This is a genomic window from Bacillus pumilus (assembly GCF_038738535.1).
Lineage (GTDB): Bacteria > Bacillota > Bacilli > Bacillales > Bacillaceae > Bacillus.
The window spans coordinates 2,901,451-2,919,312 of record NZ_CP046128.1; the positions used below are offsets into that span (position 1 = coordinate 2,901,451).

A 17,862-nucleotide genomic window follows, 5' to 3' on the forward strand; every position below is an offset into this window, starting at 1 on the left:
AAAACGTTTCTCCATATGTGGAGAAACGTTTCCCTTATTCCGTTCCTTTGGCGAATCCTTTTGACATGAATGGATAAAGCAAAATACCTACTAAGAACAGACCGATGCCAAGTCCAAATGTTTTCAAATCAGCTGTGCCTGAAATAATGACCCAAGCGGAATACCCCATCGCAACAAGCGCAATGATTCCGTCTCTTGTTCGCTTCCCTTTTTGAAGATCATACGTGTCACCTTGCATGATGACCTTAAAACTATAGATCGAAGACACAATATACGGAATGAGATACGCAAGTGTCGCTGATGTCGTTAAAAAGGTAAAAGCTTCATTAATCGTACGGGACATCACTGAGAAAATAAACAGTTGTGACATGATATTTGTAACCGTCAAAGCAAAAACAGGACTGCCTTTTTTGTTTGTTTTTGCAAATACTGCTGGGAAATCGCCAGCCTTTGCTGCTTGATACGGTACTTCTGAACCAAGTAAGATCCAGCCAAGCATCGAGCCAAATAAACAAATGATCGCAAGCAGTGCCATGACTATTCCGCCCGCCGGTCCAATAATGAGCTGAAGCACGTCAACGAATGGTTTATCTGAGCCTTGCAACTGATCATGCGGCAGGACGCCCATTGTAATCAATGTAATAATCATGTAGATGGAAAGTGCGATTAAAAGACCTGTAATCGTTGCACGTTTCACATCGCGCTGCGAGGATGCTCTCCCTGATAAAATCACAGCTGATTCGATGCCAATAAATGCCCATAGTGTGGAAATGGCCGCATGATGAATTTGGCCTCCAAGTCCGAGCACTCCTTCGCCTTCTGCTGAAACTGGGAAGTAATAATGTTCAAATAATGCCGTTTGGAATGCAAATAATCCCGCAACAATAAAAAGGACGAATCCAAGTACCTTTGAAAAGGTCGTAATAAAGTTTAATTTACTTGCAGCACTTAAGCTTGTAATTAAGATCGTATGTGTTCCCCAGAGAAGAATGGTACATACAATAAAGGTTGTCAGCTGACCAAGTGTGATCGCTTCTTTTCCAAAGGTGAAAATCTCCGTCTTCACGGTGAGAATAGGGAAAAATGTCGTTAAATAACCGGCAAGACTCGTAATAATTGCGACATTACTAATCCAGCTTGCCACCCAATATCCCCAAACCATTGTAAAACCGGCTGCTTTCCCTTTTTTCGGATCGTTAAAAAGCGCTCTTGCATAACTTTGTGGTCCAGCCGTCAGCTGCGGCTTATGAATGGACAAATGCCCAAAAACAAGTGCAATCATCAGCACACCGCCACCTGTGACAAGCCATGCCATCGTCACACCTAAAGGACTGGCATGCTGGGCAAGTGTACTTGGCAGCATAAAGATGCCTGACCCTACCATATTTCCGACGACAAAAGCCGTCAATAACCAAAAACCCCATTTTTTTGTCTGTTCCATTTCCGTACCTCCGTTATATTCACTTCGGACCAGACCCGGCAGTATCTTCATTGATATATTTGTGAAGCAATGACTTGTATTCTTTATGTTCATCATGGGTCACTTTCTTAACAGCATACCCTTATCTTAGATACTCAGAACATAAAAAAAAGCCTGAACAACAGTCCATGCTTTTCAAAACATACACCTTGATCTCCGGATAGCCCTCCACGCTTCAAAGACGTGGCAGTCCTGCATTTATTCAATGCAGACCCAGCATAAAGAAAGTTGGAGCTCTCTCTACACTTCGGCGCTGATGCCTTTTTTCTCATGATCTTCGATTCCATCTCTCCCATGAGTGACTCATCATCCGCGCAACCTCTACCTCACTGAGACATAGCGTGAGGATTTCTATTCATTTTTACTACACGAAGGTTATCAAACATTCTCACATCTGTCAAAGGGAAAAACATAGAAAAAAGGCAGAGGATCATTTCTCTGCCTATTACCTGCTTATTGATCGTTGTTTTTCTTCTTTTGTACAGCTTCCTGAAGCGGATCGCCTGCTAGCTCTTTGCTTGCTTCTTCTAACAGCTGATCTACTTGCTTGTGGTCTTGCTCGCTTTTCGCCTTTTTATCCTTTTGGAAAAATGACATCGCTGTTTCCTCCCTTTTCATAAAATGCGGTTGCCTGTATAATTTGTGCTACAGTGCGCCGCATTATACAAGGTGGAAAGGCTCAATCATCATGAAAGGTCTGTCTCATTTTTTGCAAATACGTCAAAAAGGTCTTTAAGTCTTCCTTTGTGAAGTCTGACATCATATGCTGAATCACCTTTCCGAAAAGACGTGTATGCTTTTCATAAATCGCTACCCCTTTTTCCGTAGCTTCTAACCGGACTAGCGTGGGGTCGTCTTTGTCACGTTCTCTCTGAATATAGCCCTGCTCACATAATTTATTGAGTGCAATGGAGGCTGCACCTGGGTTTAAGGAGAGTCTTTGTTTCAGCTCTTCGGCATGTGATACTTTGCCTTGTATCAAAATAGAAAGAGCATATATCTGCGGTGGCGTGATGTCTTTTTCTAACTCAAGTAACTTGCGGTTTAATTTACGGCTGACTTCATAATGTACGAGAACAATTTCTTTTAAAATGTCTGCATTACTCATCCGAATCGCATCCTTATCGTTAGTATCAACATGACTTCCCCCTTATTATAGAATGTTTTTCCAATCAGCCAACCCTTTTGTCCTCTTTTTCTTTAGAAATAAGCCTTGCTGAATGAATTGACCCTTGATATAGTGAGTACTTGAACAAAAGATAGAACAGGAGTACGCATCATGACAGGAAAAACACACATTATGGGCGGAATCGCCGCCTCAGCGGCCGTCGCCTACTACTACGGACTCGACCCAGTCATCATGGCTGCAGCTGGATCAGCAGGTGCTCTGATCCCCGATCTTTGCCATACAAAAAGTAAAATCGGCAGAAAATTTCCGCTGCTCTCGGCACTGATCAGCAGCGTGTTCGGTCATCGCACATTTACACACAGTTTATTATTCCTACTGATCATTTATTTTCTCGCGACAACATACATTCCAAATGACAGCTTAAGTACCGGTTTACTCGTTGGAATGGCGAGCCACCTTATCCTTGATGCAGGAACAGTGAACGGCATTAAATTTTTATTTCCAGCTTCCATTAAAGTGCGTCTCCCCTTCTATGTCAAAACAGGCAGCACAGGAGAACAAGTCGTACTAGCTGCTCTCACCGTCGTCACCTGCTATTACATCGCCGTCATCTGCGGCATATCCATCCCAATCCAGTTCTAACAGAATAAAAAAAGAGTTTTGCGAAAAAGACAGGATATGAATTGATCATTCCTCATTTTTTTAGTAGGTTTAAGATAAGTGTTTTTGCCTTGCAGCTGAATACAGAATGGTGAGGAGATACATAAATGAAAGCGTTTTTCAAAAACCACTGGTTTTTAGTGTATTCCATCCTTTTCATGTGGATGAAAACATACATCATTTATCAATTCGGATTTCACATACGAACGGCCAATCTGTTTCATGAATGGCTGCTTTTGATCAATCCACTTAGCTTTTTGCTCCCTTTGTTTGGGATTGCTCTTTTTTTAAATGAAACCAACCAAAAGTTTTTTTTATTGACCGCAAATTTTATTCTAACGGCGATTCTCATCTCGAATACGATCTTTTATGGTTTTTATATTGATTTCATTACCATTCCCGTGTTATTCCAAGCGAAGAACATGGGAGATATGGGCAGCAGTATGACGGAATTATTCCACCCGCTCTTTGTGCTGATGCTCATTGATTTTGTGGTACTGGCATGGCTGCTCAAGCGCAAACCATTAGCCCCAAAAGCGTCATTCAAGACGATCAAAACGTATTATGCGGTCTGCTGCAGCTTCTTATTGTTTCATGTCAGCTCAGCTATGATGGATCACCCTCGATTTCTGACAAGCTCTTATGATCGTGAAGTCATTGTCAGAAACCTCGGGCTTTTCCAATTTCATCTGTATGACGGTGCTGCCCAAACGGCACGCATTGGACAAAAGGCCTTTGCAGATGAAGATACGCTTTCTACTGTAGCAAACTACACAAAGGCTGATTACAGCGCACCAAACGAAGAGTATTTTGGACTTGCTAAAGGCAAGAACGTTGTGTTCATTTCACTTGAATCGACGCAGCAATTTGTCATGAATCAAAAGGTGAATGGACAATCCATCACTCCCTTTTTAAATCAACTGGCTAAAAAGAGTTTTTATTTTGATGAATTTTATCAACAAACAGAGCAGGGGAAGACGTCGGATTCAGAGTTTATTGTCGCTAATTCCCTCTACCCTTCTAGCAGCGGCGCTGTCTTTTTCACAGCGAGTGACAACGAATATGACACGTTATACAAGCAGTTGAAAAAGGAAAACTATCAAGCCGTCCAATTTCATGCGAATAATAAAACGTTTTGGAATCGTGATGTGATGTATGAATCGCTGGGAATTGATCGTTTTTATGATGTCGATTCATATCATGTCAATGAACGGAATTCAACTGGCTGGGGCTTAAAAGATATCGACTTCTTTGATCAATCCATTGATCATTTAAAAAAGTTGAAGCAACCTTATTACAGCACATTCATTACACTGACCAATCATTTTCCATTTGAAATTGACCCGAAGGATCAGTTTATTGATGAATATGATTCGTCCAGTACCATTTTAAACCGCTATGTGACGACCGTCCGCTATCAAGATGAAGCGATTAAGATGTTTTTTGACCGTATGAAAGAAGAAGGATTGTATGACAATACGATGTTTGTCCTTATGGGTGACCACTATGGCATCTCAGAGGCACATCATGAGGCAATGGCACAGCTGCTCAATAAAGAGGAAATTACGCCGTTTGATGCGGTCAAACTACAGCGGGTACCCTTTTTGATTTACATTCCAGGTGTCACGGATCAAGCACCGCAGACCATTTCTGAAACAGCTGGTCAAATGGACGTAAAGCCGACACTTCTTCACTTACTTGGGATTGAAACGAAGGATGCCATTCAATTCGGCAATGATTTATTTTCAAATGAACGGACGCCTTTCGCTGTACTGAGAAACGGGAACTTTATTACAGATGATTATCTCTATACAAAGAACACCTGCTATGATCAAAAAACAAAAGAACCCGTGAAGCAGGATGAGGTATGTCAGCCTTATATAGAAAAAGCCAATAAAGAGCTCTCCTTATCAGACAAGTTGATCAATGGGAATTTGCTGCGTTTTTATCAGAAGTAAACAGGATAAAACGATCCCTTTTATCTTCACGCTGAAAGTCGCCATTTGGCGGCTTTTTCTTTTCTCTTTTTACTGAAAGCCTATGAATGCTCAAATAAGTTTGCTTATAATAAAGGGAACCACATGATATTGAATGATAAGAGGTGTGAACATGAAGTATACATTCTTAGCCTTCATCTCCATATGTTTGCTCCTGAGTGGATGCCAAACAGAGATGAAGCCATCTAATTCGAATAAAAAAACAGAGCTTGTGATTTCAGCAGCGGCAAGCCTTCAGGATGCACTAAAGGAAATTGAAGCCTCCTTTCACAAGCAGCATCCGAATGTGACCTTAACGAATAATTTCGGGTCATCTGGCGCATTGAAGCAGCAAATCGCTCAAGGAGCAAAAGCGGATCTTTTTTTCTCAGCAGCTGAGGAGCCCTTCGATGAACTTGTTCAATCTGGAGACATTGATCAAGATTATATCAAGGACGCTATACAAAATGAGCTAGTCCTTATTGTGCCAAAAGATGGCTCTTCCTCTATTAAAAGCTTTCAAGACGTCCGGCACGTAAAAGGAAAGATTGCTCTTGGCACACCTGAATCGGTTCCTGCTGGTACATATGGCAAAGAGATCTTCACACAACTGAACATATGGGACCAAGTGAAAAAGAATGCTGTCTACGGCAAGGATGTGCGGCAAGTCCTAAGCTACGTCGAAACAGGAAATGTAGAAGCAGGTGTTGTGTATAAAACAGACGCCCTCGTTTCCAAAAAAGTAAAGATTGCAGCTGAGGCAAATCCGGACATGCACTCCCCGGTTATATATCCAGTAGGGATTGTAAAAGGGACAGAACATCTAACGGAAGCCAAGACCTTTTTTCAATTTCTTCAATCAGATACAGCCACATCGATTTTTAAGAAATACGGCTTTCAAGTGTCATAATGCTTATGCTGACTGAAGAATTTCTATCTCCCATTTGGCTGTCCGTTCAAGTTGCCATCGTCAGCGGGCTGTTGGCCACTGTTTTTGGCACAACGGTCGGCTTTTGGATGGCGCGAACAACTTTTAAGGGGAAAATGATTGTGGAAACGTTCCTGATGATGCCACTCGTTCTCCCGCCAACAGTCGTTGGCTTTTTATTGCTCGTCGTATTCGGAAAGCATAGTGTAATAGGGGGCGCGATTGAATGGATCTTCCATCAGCCGGTCATTTTCACATGGTGGGCGGCGGTCATTGCATCGACAGTTGTGGCATTCCCGCTCATGTATCAATCAGCAAAGGCTGGCTTTTCTACGATTGAGTCAGATATAGAAGGGGCTGCAAAAGTAGATGGTGCACATTCATTCCAAGTCTTTGCCTATATTACGGTACCTCTTGCCCTGCCTTCCCTGCTGTCTGGCAGCGTCCTCAGCTTTGCAAGAGCCCTTGGAGAATTCGGAGCGACCTTAATGTTTGCCGGCAACATCCCAGGAAAAACTCAAACACTCCCAACCGCTATCTATGTGGCGATTGATTCAGGACGAATGGAACTTGCTTGGTCCTGGACGATTTGTATTGTGATCTTATCTTTTATTATGCTTTTGGCTGTGCGAAGAAGCAGTACATAAAAAATCCCTCTATGTGAGAATAGGGGGATTTATACTACATATTTACTTTGCCGTTTTACCATAGTATAAGTCAGCAAGGATGACAAGCAGATAAGCAATGAAATGCAGATTAGAATTGTGGTTATATTCATGGGAATAGGCACAAATAATTGGTAGTTCCCTTTAAAAGAAAACAGATGCAAAGCTAAGTTGGCGATCATGTTTTTTAAATCAAAGACACCTAAGTTTGGGATCAATAAAAAATAGACCATATAGATAACCACAGATAAAATAAAACTACGACATAAACTACCTAAATAAAAAACAAGTGTACTAAATAACCAGCTTGTACATACAACAAACATTAATTGAAGCAGTATAGAATGTTCGGTACTATCTTTATATGTAAACAATTGAACAGATATATCTTTTGATATTACAGAATAAAAGATATGGCTAGCCATATATGAAATAAGAGAAAGAATTGGAATTAAAAATAGAATGATTACATAAAGAGACAGTTGCTTTGAAAACAAAACATCGTTCCACTGATATTGAACCGCTTTAATTTTCATCGTTTTATATTTCACATCATATGTCGCTAAATAGATCGCATATAAACCAAATACAAGTGGATAAAAGATAAAACCCATCCATTCTAAATTAGTTGAAATGACTTGAGTTGGCTCCATCAAATGAAGTGATTGAATAAACTTCTCATAATCATATTTTAAGACATTTTCTACGACTTCTCCTTCAGCACCTGCTAATTCTCCTTCTTCTATGTTAACTGGCATCGTCAAAGCCTTTTTTATATCAATGCCGAGCTCCTTATATTCACTTTCTGTTTTTACATATTGGGCATAGTTGGATTTTGTTGTTTCATATTGTGCATAAACATTCCATAACGAAATCAGCATCAATGGAATAAACAAGATAAGAAATGTTTTAGCATAATATTGATATAAAAGCTCTTTTTTCATTAATTTAAAGATATGCTTGATAAATGTCACCCAAATCCTCTCCTTTTTCCTGAAAGTCATGGATTTGAATCATTGATTTGTCTTTTAAAATAAACAATTCATCAACAATGGATGAATAAAATTCAAACTGATGACCTGTAGCTATAATGGTCATGTCTTTAGACCACTTCTTAATCATTGCTTTTAATTCCATCATTGTTCCATAATCTAAACCATTTGATATCTCATCTAAGAACAAATAAGTTGGTTTTGTTAATGCAATGAATATGAAACTCAATTTCTTTTTTTGACCATAAGAGTAATGTTTGACCTTCTTTTTGAGGATCTCATGTGGTAGATATTCCCTTGCCAGTGTATCACACTTTTTTTGGTCAAAAGGGCTATTTAACAATAATCGTATATTTTGATAACCGTTTAGATTCAAATAGAGTGGTGAATCATCATACATAACCTGAATTTCATTTCTTACTTGATCAATTGGCTGATGATTATACAAGATCTCCCCTTCATAATGTTCTAACTGGAGTAAACATTTCATAAAAGTTGTTTTACCAGATCCATTCTTCCCCATGATGAAATTTATTTTTTGATGTTTTATTTGAATATGTAAATCTTCAAATACAGGCTGATGTCGATATGTTTTTGTCAATCCTTTTACATGGATCATTTTCCAAAAACTCCTCTTACTATTTTTTGAGATTATTTATAATATTTAAACAGCGCTACTATGATTTGTAAATAGTTCTTAAGTAGCGCCTTTTCTATTAATCTATAATATTAATCCCAACCATGTTTCCCTTTTCCATTAACCCAAACTCGATCTGTAAAAGAGTTACTCACAAAGGTAACATCTCCCCACGGAGTGGGTGTTCCAAATTTAAGGGTTGTTTTATGTGCCCATTTATGAAGTTTAGATCCCTTATAGTATCTTTTAGAACCATTTTTTACTACTTTGTTAGGGAAGACATAGCCCGCATCTTGAGAACCAGAACTCGATTTGACTTTACCCGAAGAATATTTCCAATCAACATATGATTTTGACCATGCCATAAAGCTCCCTCTAGATGTGGTTAGCCTTTTCGCATACACTTTCGATGCACTTGTAGACATCACACCTTTATTCGTTTCCTTTATTGTTTGTACATACATGGTACTACTAGAATAATCTTCTTGAATTACTTTTTGCTCCTTACTTAAATCAACATTTGTTGCTTCGGCAAATGTCGTAGGTAGGATCGTGGCACCCAAAGTTAACGACAAGCCAAGAATGAATTTTTTCATATAATTAACCTCCTTTTATTTACAATTAATAATTTACCATCTAATTCTTTATTGTCCCATGAATTTCATGATATTTAAGGTAGATTTAAGGAGTTCTTCTCCTTTTTCAAGATAACTTAGGATCATAGAATGTCTTTCATTAATAGAAAAAACACCTTTCCATTAGTCATAGAAGTGTATCACTCCTACGCCTATCGAAAGGTGTTCTTATAATTATTCTATTTCATTATTATTCAAACCCAACCGTCATCGTCTCTGGATTCGAGCCGACGCGCTCGTTGTTGTTTAATGCATCGATTTTTTCCATGTCTTCTTTGGATAGTTCGAAATCAAAAATATCTGCATTTTGTTTAATGCGTTCTTCGTTGATTGATTTAGGAATCGTCACGACGCCGCTTTGCAGATCCCAGCGCAAGATGACTTGCGCAACAGATTTGTTGTAGCGTGCAGCAATGTCTTTCAATACGTCATGATCTAATAGCTTTCCTTGCATCAGCGGAGACCATGCTTCAATTTGAATGCCTTTTTCTTTTGCGTATTGACGCAGTTCGACAAGTGTCAGTTTCGGATGAAATTCAACTTGGTTCACGGCTGGAACAACCTCAGCATCTTTTAACAGCTCTTCTAAATGCTGAATGTAGAAGTTGCTGACGCCTATGGCTCTAACTTTCCCATCCTTGTAAAGCGTCTCAAGCGCACGCCATGTGTCTTTAAATGTATCTGCATTTGGGCCAGGCCAATGAATCAAATAGAGGTCTAAGTAATCAAGACCTAATCGATTCAAGCTTGCGTCAAACGCAGCCAGCGCTTTGTCATAGCCTTGATCCGTGTTCCATACTTTAGACGTAATGAACAAGTCTTCTCGTTTCACGCCAGATTCTTTAATCGCTTTGCCTACGCCTGTCTCATTTTTATAAACGGCAGCTGTATCAATACTGCGGTATCCGTTTCGTATGGCTGCTTTTACGGCATCTACCACTTGATTGCCGTCCTCCACTTTGAATACACCTAAACCAAACCAAGGCATTTCCACTCCGTTATTCAGTGTTACGGTATCATTCAAGCTTTTGACCATTTTAACAACCACCTTTTTCATAGATTCCATCTTTTTCATTATCTCACGTTGTCCATTAAAACTCTATTATCAGGCATTTTTCTTCGCTTCGATGGCTAACAGCAAAGCACCTGTCATGCCAGCCTTGTCCTCAAGTCCAGGAGAGACAATGTATGTATCAAGCGGCGGCAGGTCTACATAATCATTGAGATAAGCAGCAAGCTTCTCTCGAATCAGTGGAAACAGCTGTTTTTGCTTCATGACGCCCCCGCCCATCATGATGCGCTCTGGGCTTAAAATGAGCGAGTACTGCATCAGCGCCTGCGCCAAATAATCAGCTTCAAGTGCCCAAACTGATTCTTCCTCCGTGAGCTCTTTGGCAGATTTCCCCCACCTTTTCTCAATCGCTGGGCCAGCTGCCAGTCCTTCTAAACACGTCCCATGCGCTGGGCAGACTCCTTCAAACGGGTCTGATTCATGCTGCCTGACAAGGATGTGCCCCATCTCTGGGTGCGAATGACCGTGAAGAAGTTCGTTTTTTACAACAGCGCCAGCACCGATACCCGTACCGACCGTGATATACATACAGCTATTCAGCCCTTTGGCTGCTCCTTTTGTTAATTCACCTAAGGCTGCCGCATTAACATCTGTTGTAAAGGATACTGGGACCCGTAATTGCTTCTCTAGCTCTGGAATGAACGGGTAATGCTTCCACTCTACTTTCGGCGTGTTCATGATATAACCGTAAGAAGGATCGTCTTTTTGAACACAGATTGGTCCAAAGGAGCCGACCCCTAATGCTTCAATGTCATGCTGCTCGAAAAATGGAATGAGCTTTTGTAATGTTTTTTCTGGGTGCTCTGTCGGAATCGTCATTTCCTCGAGAATGTCCCCATGCTCATTGCCGATTGCACAACAAAACTTTGTACCGCCAGCTTCAATTGCTCCATAATACGCCATTATTGATCTCCCCCTGCTCGTTCTCTTTCCTCATCATAAAACATAGGGGAAAAGATGACAACATTACGTATTGGTCAGGAGAACAGCTTCCATGTCATTGATATACTCCCTTAAATGATGGGCAATGTCACGATTGATTTCACCATCTTCATACAAAGTTTGAATTTCATTTCGTATTGTCTGTACAGCTTGGAAGTTAAGCTCTTTTTTCTTCCGGTCAAATGAACGGTCTTTTTGCTGAAAGAAGCTTGGACCGTGTTCACATCGATAAATGACTTGGTTGTAAAAACCAATCACTTGATGACACGTTTGTTTATTTTCATCGGTCATATGCTGTTTGATCGAGTCCACAGCAGCCTCAGCCGTTTTCTTACGGATTTGTTTGTACGAGCCCTCGTTTTCTAAAATGCCGCTGGAAACGTGCTGATTCGGCCGCCATAATTGGAGCCATTGAAGCAAGCGCAGAAACTTCACTTTTGAAAAACGGATTTTGAAGGAGTTTGAATACAGCATTTCGAGCTCATGAAATCTTTCTTGCAGCTCATAGGCTTCTTCTTTATCGATTTTCTCTTCCTCAATGAGCTGTTGCAGCTTCATCTGCTCAGCTTTGATTCCGTGCAGCCTGATTTTTCTCTCTTGTTTTCTCATCCCGAATTGATACGGTTCACGCTGGATATTGCGCAGCTTCATTCGGTAATCATTGATGAGTGCAAGAGACACTTCCCTGTTGTCTTCATTCATCCCTTCTCTTAAGGTTTTAATGGCACTTCTTAGCAGCTTCCGTTTCGCATGCTGAATCTTTGTATCCAAGTCCACGGCGATTTGCTTGTCTTTTTTCTCAGATAAAAGAGGCAGTAGCACACTAGCTAAAATGAGTGTACATAAGATGACGCCTGCTGCGAGGAAAATAATCAAATGCCGTTCAGGAAACGGTGATCCGTCCGCAAGTGTAAATGGGATGGAGAAGGCACCGGCTAATGTCACAGCCCCACGAACACCAGAGAATGTCATGAGCATCGAGGCGCGAAGCTTCGGTTTTTTCACGTTTTGCTTTTTCGTTGCACTCCAATTCCCTGCCCAGAACAGCCATACCCATAAGAACCTCAGGATCATAAGACACAGCGTGATGATTAAGATGTAACTGATGACCTGCATATTATTAAAGGCTTCATCCTGGAAAATGACCGTCGATACATCAGGAATCTGCAATCCAAGGATAACGAAAACAAGTCCGTTTAAAATAAATAAAATAATATTCCATGTGTTTGACGAAGCAATTTGCAGTTTGGCTAAATTTGCTTCCATTCGATCCTGCTCAATGGCATGTGTCACACCGCCAGCAACAACCGCTAAAATACCGGATACACCAATTTCTTCCGCTGCTAAATAGATGACAAATGGTGTAAGAATTTGCAGGATGATGTGCATCGTGACATCGTCCATTCCTAGACGGCGGAGGAAATAGCGAAAACGAATGATAAAAAAGGATAGAATAAATCCAGTCAATAGACCACCTGCGGCAATCAGGACAAAGCTAAAGGATGCCTCAGCAATTGAAAAAGCGCCAGTTACTGTTGCTGCAATGGCAAATTTAAAGGCAACAAGTCCTGATGCATCGTTCATCAATCCCTCGCCTTCCAGCAGCCTCATGATACCCTTTGGCATGTTCACACGGCTGGAAAGAGCACTGACTGCTACCACATCTGTCGGTGATAAAATCGCTGCAAGCGCAAATGCGGCTGGAAGCGGAATGCTTGGGATCATCCAATGGATGGTATATCCTGCTACAATGACTGTCGCAAATACTAACCCTAGGGCTAACAGAAGAATCGGCGCTCTTAATTTCCACAGCTCGTCCCTTGGGGTACGCTTCCCGTCATTAAATAACAGCGGCGCAATGAATAAAACGAAGAATAGTTCGGGATTTAAAGAAATATGTAAACCTGAAGGAAAAGCTGCCACCAATATTCCTAAGCCCACTTGAATTAACGGGACTGGAATAAAGGGGACAAAACGATTGATAATATTAGATGATGCGATGAGTGCTAGTAATACGAGCACTGCCAAAAAAATCTCCACTAGTACGTGTCCCTCCTATTTCAATTTTTTCGTCAAGTTTTGCTTACATGTAAAGATGTGTTCATTCCATGTTGATTCATCCGTCCGATCATAGGTGCTTCTTTAGTATTCCGCAAAATGTGAAACCAACACATAACAATCCATCTAGGCAAAAAAAGGCTGAATCCAGATATTCAGCCAGCTGACAAAATTTTCATCACATGTATTGTTCTAATGATGAACAAAAAGACCCTGCTTTTATTTTACACGAAAACTCCATTACCTGCTGACATCCAGCTCGTATCAAACACAAAAAAAAGAGCGAAACCGCTCTTTTCTCGTTTTACCCTTTATTTAAAAAATAAGACCTAGCGGGAAGCCGCCATTTGAATAGGTAGGAACAAACCCTGCATACGACAAGGATGAGAAACAGCAAATACAAAGCAATCTCTCCTTGTGCTAAACCGAGTCCTACGAGTAAGCCGCCAAGTGCTGCCCAAACTGCGTAAATCTCCGCTTTTAGCACAAGCGGCTTTCGCCCTGCCAATAAATCACGCACAATTCCGCCTCCGCTTCCAGTCAAAATGGCTGCCACAATGACCGCACTGAGCGGAAGCTCTCTTTGCACAGCAAATAATGCACCTTGAATCGCAAACGCTGCTAAACCAATCGCATCCGAGAAATTCCCCCATGTGCTCCAGTGCTTGAGCAAAAGCTTTGGAAAAAGAAACACAATCGTAATGGATACAAGAGCAATGGTAAACATTTTGCCCTGTGACCATAAAGCAGACACCGGAAGACCGATTAATAGATTTCGAATCGCTCCACCGCCAAATGCTGTCACAATCCCTAAAATGTACACACCAAGAATATCGTACTCTTCCTCCATTGCTACTATCGCACCACTAATGGCGAATGCGATAATACCAATGATACTTAAGACTTCCCATGCCATTTTCCGCTTATCTCCTTACATGATCTGATCATCTAACACTACTCCCTTAATGTATATCTGACATAAGCGAAAAGCAATACAAATTTTCTTTAAATTTTATCTTTTTGCAAAAATAAAAAATAGCCCGCTTAAAAGCAGGCTATCTCTCAATCTTCTTTTGCATTTAACAGCAGCATACTGATGATGATAAGAATAAATGCAATGAGAGCCAATAGTGGAATGGTAATAAAACCAAACCAGTTCAGATAATCAACGGAACAAGGAATGCCGCTTAGGCAAGGGCGAATCGACGCAAAGCCCGGGATCTTTTGTTCCATATAATGATAGATGGAAAAGCCAGCACCAATCACAGCCAAAGGCAGTACGTAATACTTCACTTTGACATCGCCCCGGAACGTAGCAATTCCAAGTAAGAGCACGAGCGGGTACATGAAAATGCGCTGAAACCAGCACATATCGCATGGGATAAACTTCTTTATTTCACTTAAATACAGGCTGCTCATCGTCGCAACGATAGAGACAATCCAAGCACTGTATAAGTAAATGAGCTTATTCTTCATGATTTTTTCCCTTTGAGCTCTTGATCAATTAATTCTTTGATTTCATCATAGTCATAAAAGTTTTGAACTTGTTTATTGTTAATCAAAATCGTTGGTGTTGAATTCACTTTATATTTGTTCACAAGCTGATCGTCTGTGTTCAGCTGCGGCTGATACGTTTTCTTTGATAAATTATCTTTGAGTTTATCCGTATCAATTTTTGTTGTCTTTTTCGCTAGTTCAGTCAGCTTAGCAGGCGTAACCCATTCTGCTTCACTATCTGGCTGTGCTTGATAGACAGCTTCATGGAATGCCCAGAAGTTTTTTGGATCTTCTTTCCACACTTCTTCAGAAGCTAGTGCTGCTAATACTGCGCCATCTCCATGAACAGGCAGTGGTAAATTAATAAATGAAAAGGATACATCGCCTTTATCTATGTAGTCTGCTTTCAGTTTTGGGAAAATGTCTGTTTCAAATGATTTACATGACGGACATTTATAGTCCCCAAACTCGACGATTTGCACCGCTGCGTTTTTGTCTCCTATGACAGGCTGTCCTTTAATCGAAGGCTTACTGTCAACTGTTTGTGCTTCTTGGCTGTTCTTGTTCCCAATCACAACAAATAGACCGATGAGAAGAGCTGCGATGATGGTTAAAATAACAGCAAATTTAATGGATGAAGATTGATTATTTTTCTTACTCACATAAGCACCTACCTTATCTTTTTCATTCCTTAAAAAAGAAAAAGGATAATAGCTTAGAAAAATGCCATTATCCAACTTCTTCTATTTTAACAAGAGGGGGTCCATTATGAAAGATGGTATTCATGAAATTTTCCTTACAATTTTATTTCATGACCCTCATGGCATTTAAAACAGCGAGTACGGTGACACCGACATCCGAGAAGACGGCTTCCCACATGGTCGCAATACCGAATGCACCGAGTATTAGGAAAATGCCTTTGACACCAAGGGCAAATGCAATATTCTGCCATACAATCCTTCTTGTTCGTTTTGCGACAGCAATGGCTTCTGCTACCTTTGATGGCTGGTCCGTCATGATGACGATATCAGCCGCTTCGACAGCTGCATCTGATCCAAGCCCGCCCATTGCAATTCCTATGTCTGCTCTTGCTAATACAGGTGTATCATTAATGCCGTCCCCAACAAATAACAGCTTTTCTTGAGGCGCTTTTTTCTGATCAATTTCTTCTATTTTCGTTACTTTATCCTGCGGCAATAATTCTGCATGTACTTCGTCGATGCCAATTTGCTTGGCGACCGCAGTTCCGACTTGCTTAGCATCACCAGTAAGCATGACAGTTTGAATCCCAGACGCTTTTAGAGCAGAGACGGCTTCGATTGCATCTTCCTTCAATTCATCTGCGATCAAGATCGATCCAGCAAACTCACCGTTAATCGCCATGTACACAACGGTTCCGCTTCTTTTTTCTTTTTCATACGCAATGCCTTCTCGCTCCATCAATCGATGATTTCCCGCTAAGACATGGGAACCGCTGATGGTCGCTTTAATTCCATGTCCCGCGATATCCTCATATGCTTCAATCTGGCTTTCATCAATCGGCGAGCTGTATGCCGCTTTAATCGATTCTGCAATAGGGTGTGAGGAATGGGCTTCTGCCAGTGCTGCAAAAGAAAGCAGCTCCTCTTCTGACCACTTGTCACTGGTTGTGACAATATTGGTCACCGTAAAGTTTCCTTTTGTGAGTGTGCCCGTCTTATCAAATACAGCATATCTCACAGAATTCAATGCTTCTAGATAGTTACTGCCTTTCACAAGGATGCCTCGTTTAGAAGCTGCCCCAATTCCCCCGAAAAATCCTAATGGAATGGACACAACAAGAGCACAAGGACAAGAGATCACGAGAAAGACAAGTGCCCGGTACACCCAGTCAGACAATTGTGCCGATGGAAAGAGAAGCGGCGGCATAAAGGCAAGCAATAAGGCAAGCAAGACGACAGCCGGTGTATAATATTTTGCAAACTTTGTGATGAAATTTTCTGTCTGTGCTTTTCGGCTGCTCGCATTCTCAACCAAATCTAAAATCTTCGTCACTGCCGATTCACTTAGCTCTTTTTGCACTTCAATTTCAAGTATACCGTTTTGATTCACAAATCCTGCAAGAACTTCTTTTCCCGCTTCTACATCCCGCGGCACCGACTCCCCTGTTAATGCAGATGTATCTACGAGCGAGAAACCTTCAACAACGAGCCCATCCAGCGGAATTTTTTCACCTGGCTTCACGACAATACGGTCACCGGCTTTTACTTCTTCCGGATTCACTTTTTTCGTTTCATTTCCTACTTTTAGATTCGCGTATTCTGGACGTATATTCATTAATTCACTAATTGATCGTCTTGAACGGTTCACTGCCGCCCCTTGGAAGAGCTCTCCAATTTGGTAAAACAGCATGACAGCAAGCGCTTCTGGATATTGCTGAATGACAAAAGCACCAACCGTTGCAATCGTCATTAAGAAGTTCTCATCAAATACTTGGCCGCGCACGATATTTTTCAGCGCTTTAAAAACCACATCACCGCCGACTAGTAAATATGCTGCGAAGAACATAATGAACTTTAATACACCATCTTCAGGTATAAAGAAAGCTGCTGTTCCAATGACTGCACCGCCAATTAATTTCACCACAATCGTTTTTAACCTTTTCGTCCCATGCTCATGATCGTGATGATGTCCTTCTTCTTTCGGTGATACACTCACATGAGGTTCAATGGACTGAACGGTTTTTTCAATGCGCCTTGACATCGTTTCTTGCTTATCTGCATGCGTAACAGTCAATGTGCCTGTCGCAAAATTAACAGAGCAAGCTTCAACACCATCCATTTTGCTGACACCTGTTTCTATTTTACGTGCACAGTTGCCGCAATCAAGACCGCTTAATACGTATTCATCCTTCATCTTTTTCATGTTCTCACCTTTTTCTATATAAGTAGCCTTCCCTGATTCAATCAAACCTATCAGCTGCTGTGATTATTATATATGAGCACATATTCATATATTGAATTATCTTTATTATATGAGGAGTTCTGATCAGCTGTCAATCATTTATGAGCAAATGTTTGGTTTTTTTATGCCCAATCCTGCCACATGGATTTTCAATAATCCAAGCTCATGTCCCCCGCTCCCCGCATAACATAAAAACGATCGTTTGACCTCTGACAGAAAAAGTGCAGCTTTTCTCTTTACAAAAGAAG

At 40.9% G+C, this 17,862-nt stretch carries 17 protein-coding genes and 1 riboswitch; of the genes, 4 read left to right on the forward strand and 13 right to left on the reverse strand.

Annotated elements, in window-relative coordinates; genetic code table 11:
• Nucleotides 1-34: 34 nt before the first annotated feature.
• The 3 genes from GKC25_RS14875 to GKC25_RS14885 form a co-directional block, all read right to left on the reverse strand.
• Nucleotides 35-1,441 (reverse strand): amino acid permease, encoded by a 1,407-nt coding sequence (locus GKC25_RS14875; protein WP_034659967.1) that lies wholly within the window; start codon nt 1,439-1,441, stop codon nt 35-37.
• Between the two features lie 192 nt (nt 1,442-1,633).
• Nucleotides 1,634-1,812, reverse strand: a riboswitch (Lysine riboswitch).
• 121 nt (nt 1,813-1,933) lie between these two features.
• Complete coding sequence (gene sspJ / locus GKC25_RS14880) at nt 1,934-2,077, reverse strand: small acid-soluble spore protein SspJ (protein WP_034659969.1); 144 nt, start codon at nt 2,075-2,077, stop codon at nt 1,934-1,936.
• A gap of 82 nt (nt 2,078-2,159) precedes the next feature.
• Nucleotides 2,160-2,588, reverse strand: a complete 429-nt coding sequence (locus GKC25_RS14885; protein WP_034659971.1) for a MarR family winged helix-turn-helix transcriptional regulator — start codon at nt 2,586-2,588, stop codon at nt 2,160-2,162.
• A 171-nt stretch (nt 2,589-2,759) separates the two neighbouring features.
• Here GKC25_RS14885 and GKC25_RS14890 point away from each other — a divergent pair, with 171 nt between their 5' ends.
• The 4 genes from GKC25_RS14890 (at nt 2,760) to modB (ending at nt 6,820) form a co-directional block, all read left to right on the forward strand.
• Nucleotides 2,760-3,251 (forward strand): metal-dependent hydrolase, encoded by a 492-nt coding sequence (locus GKC25_RS14890; protein WP_187704157.1) that lies wholly within the window; start codon nt 2,760-2,762, stop codon nt 3,249-3,251.
• 125 nt (nt 3,252-3,376) lie between these two features.
• Nucleotides 3,377-5,227 carry an LTA synthase family protein gene (locus GKC25_RS14895; protein ID WP_187704158.1) on the forward strand — a complete coding sequence of 617 codons (1,851 nt, stop codon included), beginning with the start codon at nt 3,377-3,379 and terminating at the stop codon, nt 5,225-5,227.
• Between the two features lie 151 nt (nt 5,228-5,378).
• Nucleotides 5,379-6,155, forward strand: coding sequence for a molybdate ABC transporter substrate-binding protein (gene modA, locus GKC25_RS14900; protein WP_034659976.1), 777 nt, complete (start codon nt 5,379-5,381; stop codon nt 6,153-6,155).
• Nucleotides 6,155-6,820 (forward strand): molybdate ABC transporter permease subunit, encoded by a 666-nt coding sequence (modB, locus tag GKC25_RS14905; protein WP_106038192.1) that lies wholly within the window; start codon nt 6,155-6,157, stop codon nt 6,818-6,820. Before modA ends, modB begins: the two co-directional genes overlap by 1 nt.
• Before the next feature lie 29 nt (nt 6,821-6,849).
• On the opposite strand, the gene GKC25_RS14910 is transcribed toward modB, so the two are convergent.
• From GKC25_RS14910 to GKC25_RS14955, 10 genes are all read right to left on the reverse strand, one after another.
• Entirely contained in the window at nt 6,850-7,812 is a 963-nt protein-coding gene (locus GKC25_RS14910; RefSeq protein WP_095285786.1) for an ABC transporter permease, read from the reverse strand.
• Entirely contained in the window at nt 7,787-8,449 is a 663-nt protein-coding gene (locus tag GKC25_RS14915) for an ATP-binding cassette domain-containing protein (protein ID WP_095285785.1), read from the reverse strand. Before GKC25_RS14915 ends, GKC25_RS14910 begins: the two co-directional genes overlap by 26 nt.
• Nucleotides 8,450-8,559: 110 nt before the next feature.
• Complete coding sequence (locus tag GKC25_RS14920; RefSeq protein WP_095285784.1) at nt 8,560-9,063, reverse strand: hypothetical protein; 504 nt, start codon at nt 9,061-9,063, stop codon at nt 8,560-8,562.
• Between the two features lie 229 nt (nt 9,064-9,292).
• Nucleotides 9,293-10,138, reverse strand: a complete 846-nt coding sequence (locus GKC25_RS14925) for an aldo/keto reductase (protein ID WP_034659979.1) — start codon at nt 10,136-10,138, stop codon at nt 9,293-9,295.
• Between the two features lie 69 nt (nt 10,139-10,207).
• Entirely contained in the window at nt 10,208-11,077 is an 870-nt protein-coding gene (locus tag GKC25_RS14930) for an ROK family protein (protein ID WP_034659981.1), read from the reverse strand.
• A gap of 63 nt (nt 11,078-11,140) precedes the next feature.
• Entirely contained in the window at nt 11,141-13,156 is a 2,016-nt protein-coding gene (locus GKC25_RS14935; protein WP_034659982.1) for a Na+/H+ antiporter, read from the reverse strand.
• A 322-nt stretch (nt 13,157-13,478) separates the two neighbouring features.
• Nucleotides 13,479-14,090: a trimeric intracellular cation channel family protein gene (locus tag GKC25_RS14940; protein WP_003212961.1), complete on the reverse strand. Its 612-nt coding sequence runs from the start codon at nt 14,088-14,090 to the stop codon at nt 13,479-13,481.
• Nucleotides 14,091-14,236: 146 nt separating this feature from the next.
• Entirely contained in the window at nt 14,237-14,650 is a 414-nt protein-coding gene (locus GKC25_RS14945) for a disulfide oxidoreductase (RefSeq protein ID WP_003212957.1), read from the reverse strand.
• Nucleotides 14,647-15,333, reverse strand: coding sequence for a DsbA family protein (locus GKC25_RS14950; protein WP_034660697.1), 687 nt, complete (start codon nt 15,331-15,333; stop codon nt 14,647-14,649). The genes GKC25_RS14945 and GKC25_RS14950 overlap by 4 nt, the downstream gene beginning before the upstream one ends.
• A 142-nt stretch (nt 15,334-15,475) precedes the next feature.
• Nucleotides 15,476-17,575, reverse strand: coding sequence for a heavy metal translocating P-type ATPase (locus tag GKC25_RS14955; RefSeq protein WP_095285782.1), 2,100 nt, complete (start codon nt 17,573-17,575; stop codon nt 15,476-15,478).
• Between the last annotated feature and the right edge of the window lie 287 nt (nt 17,576-17,862).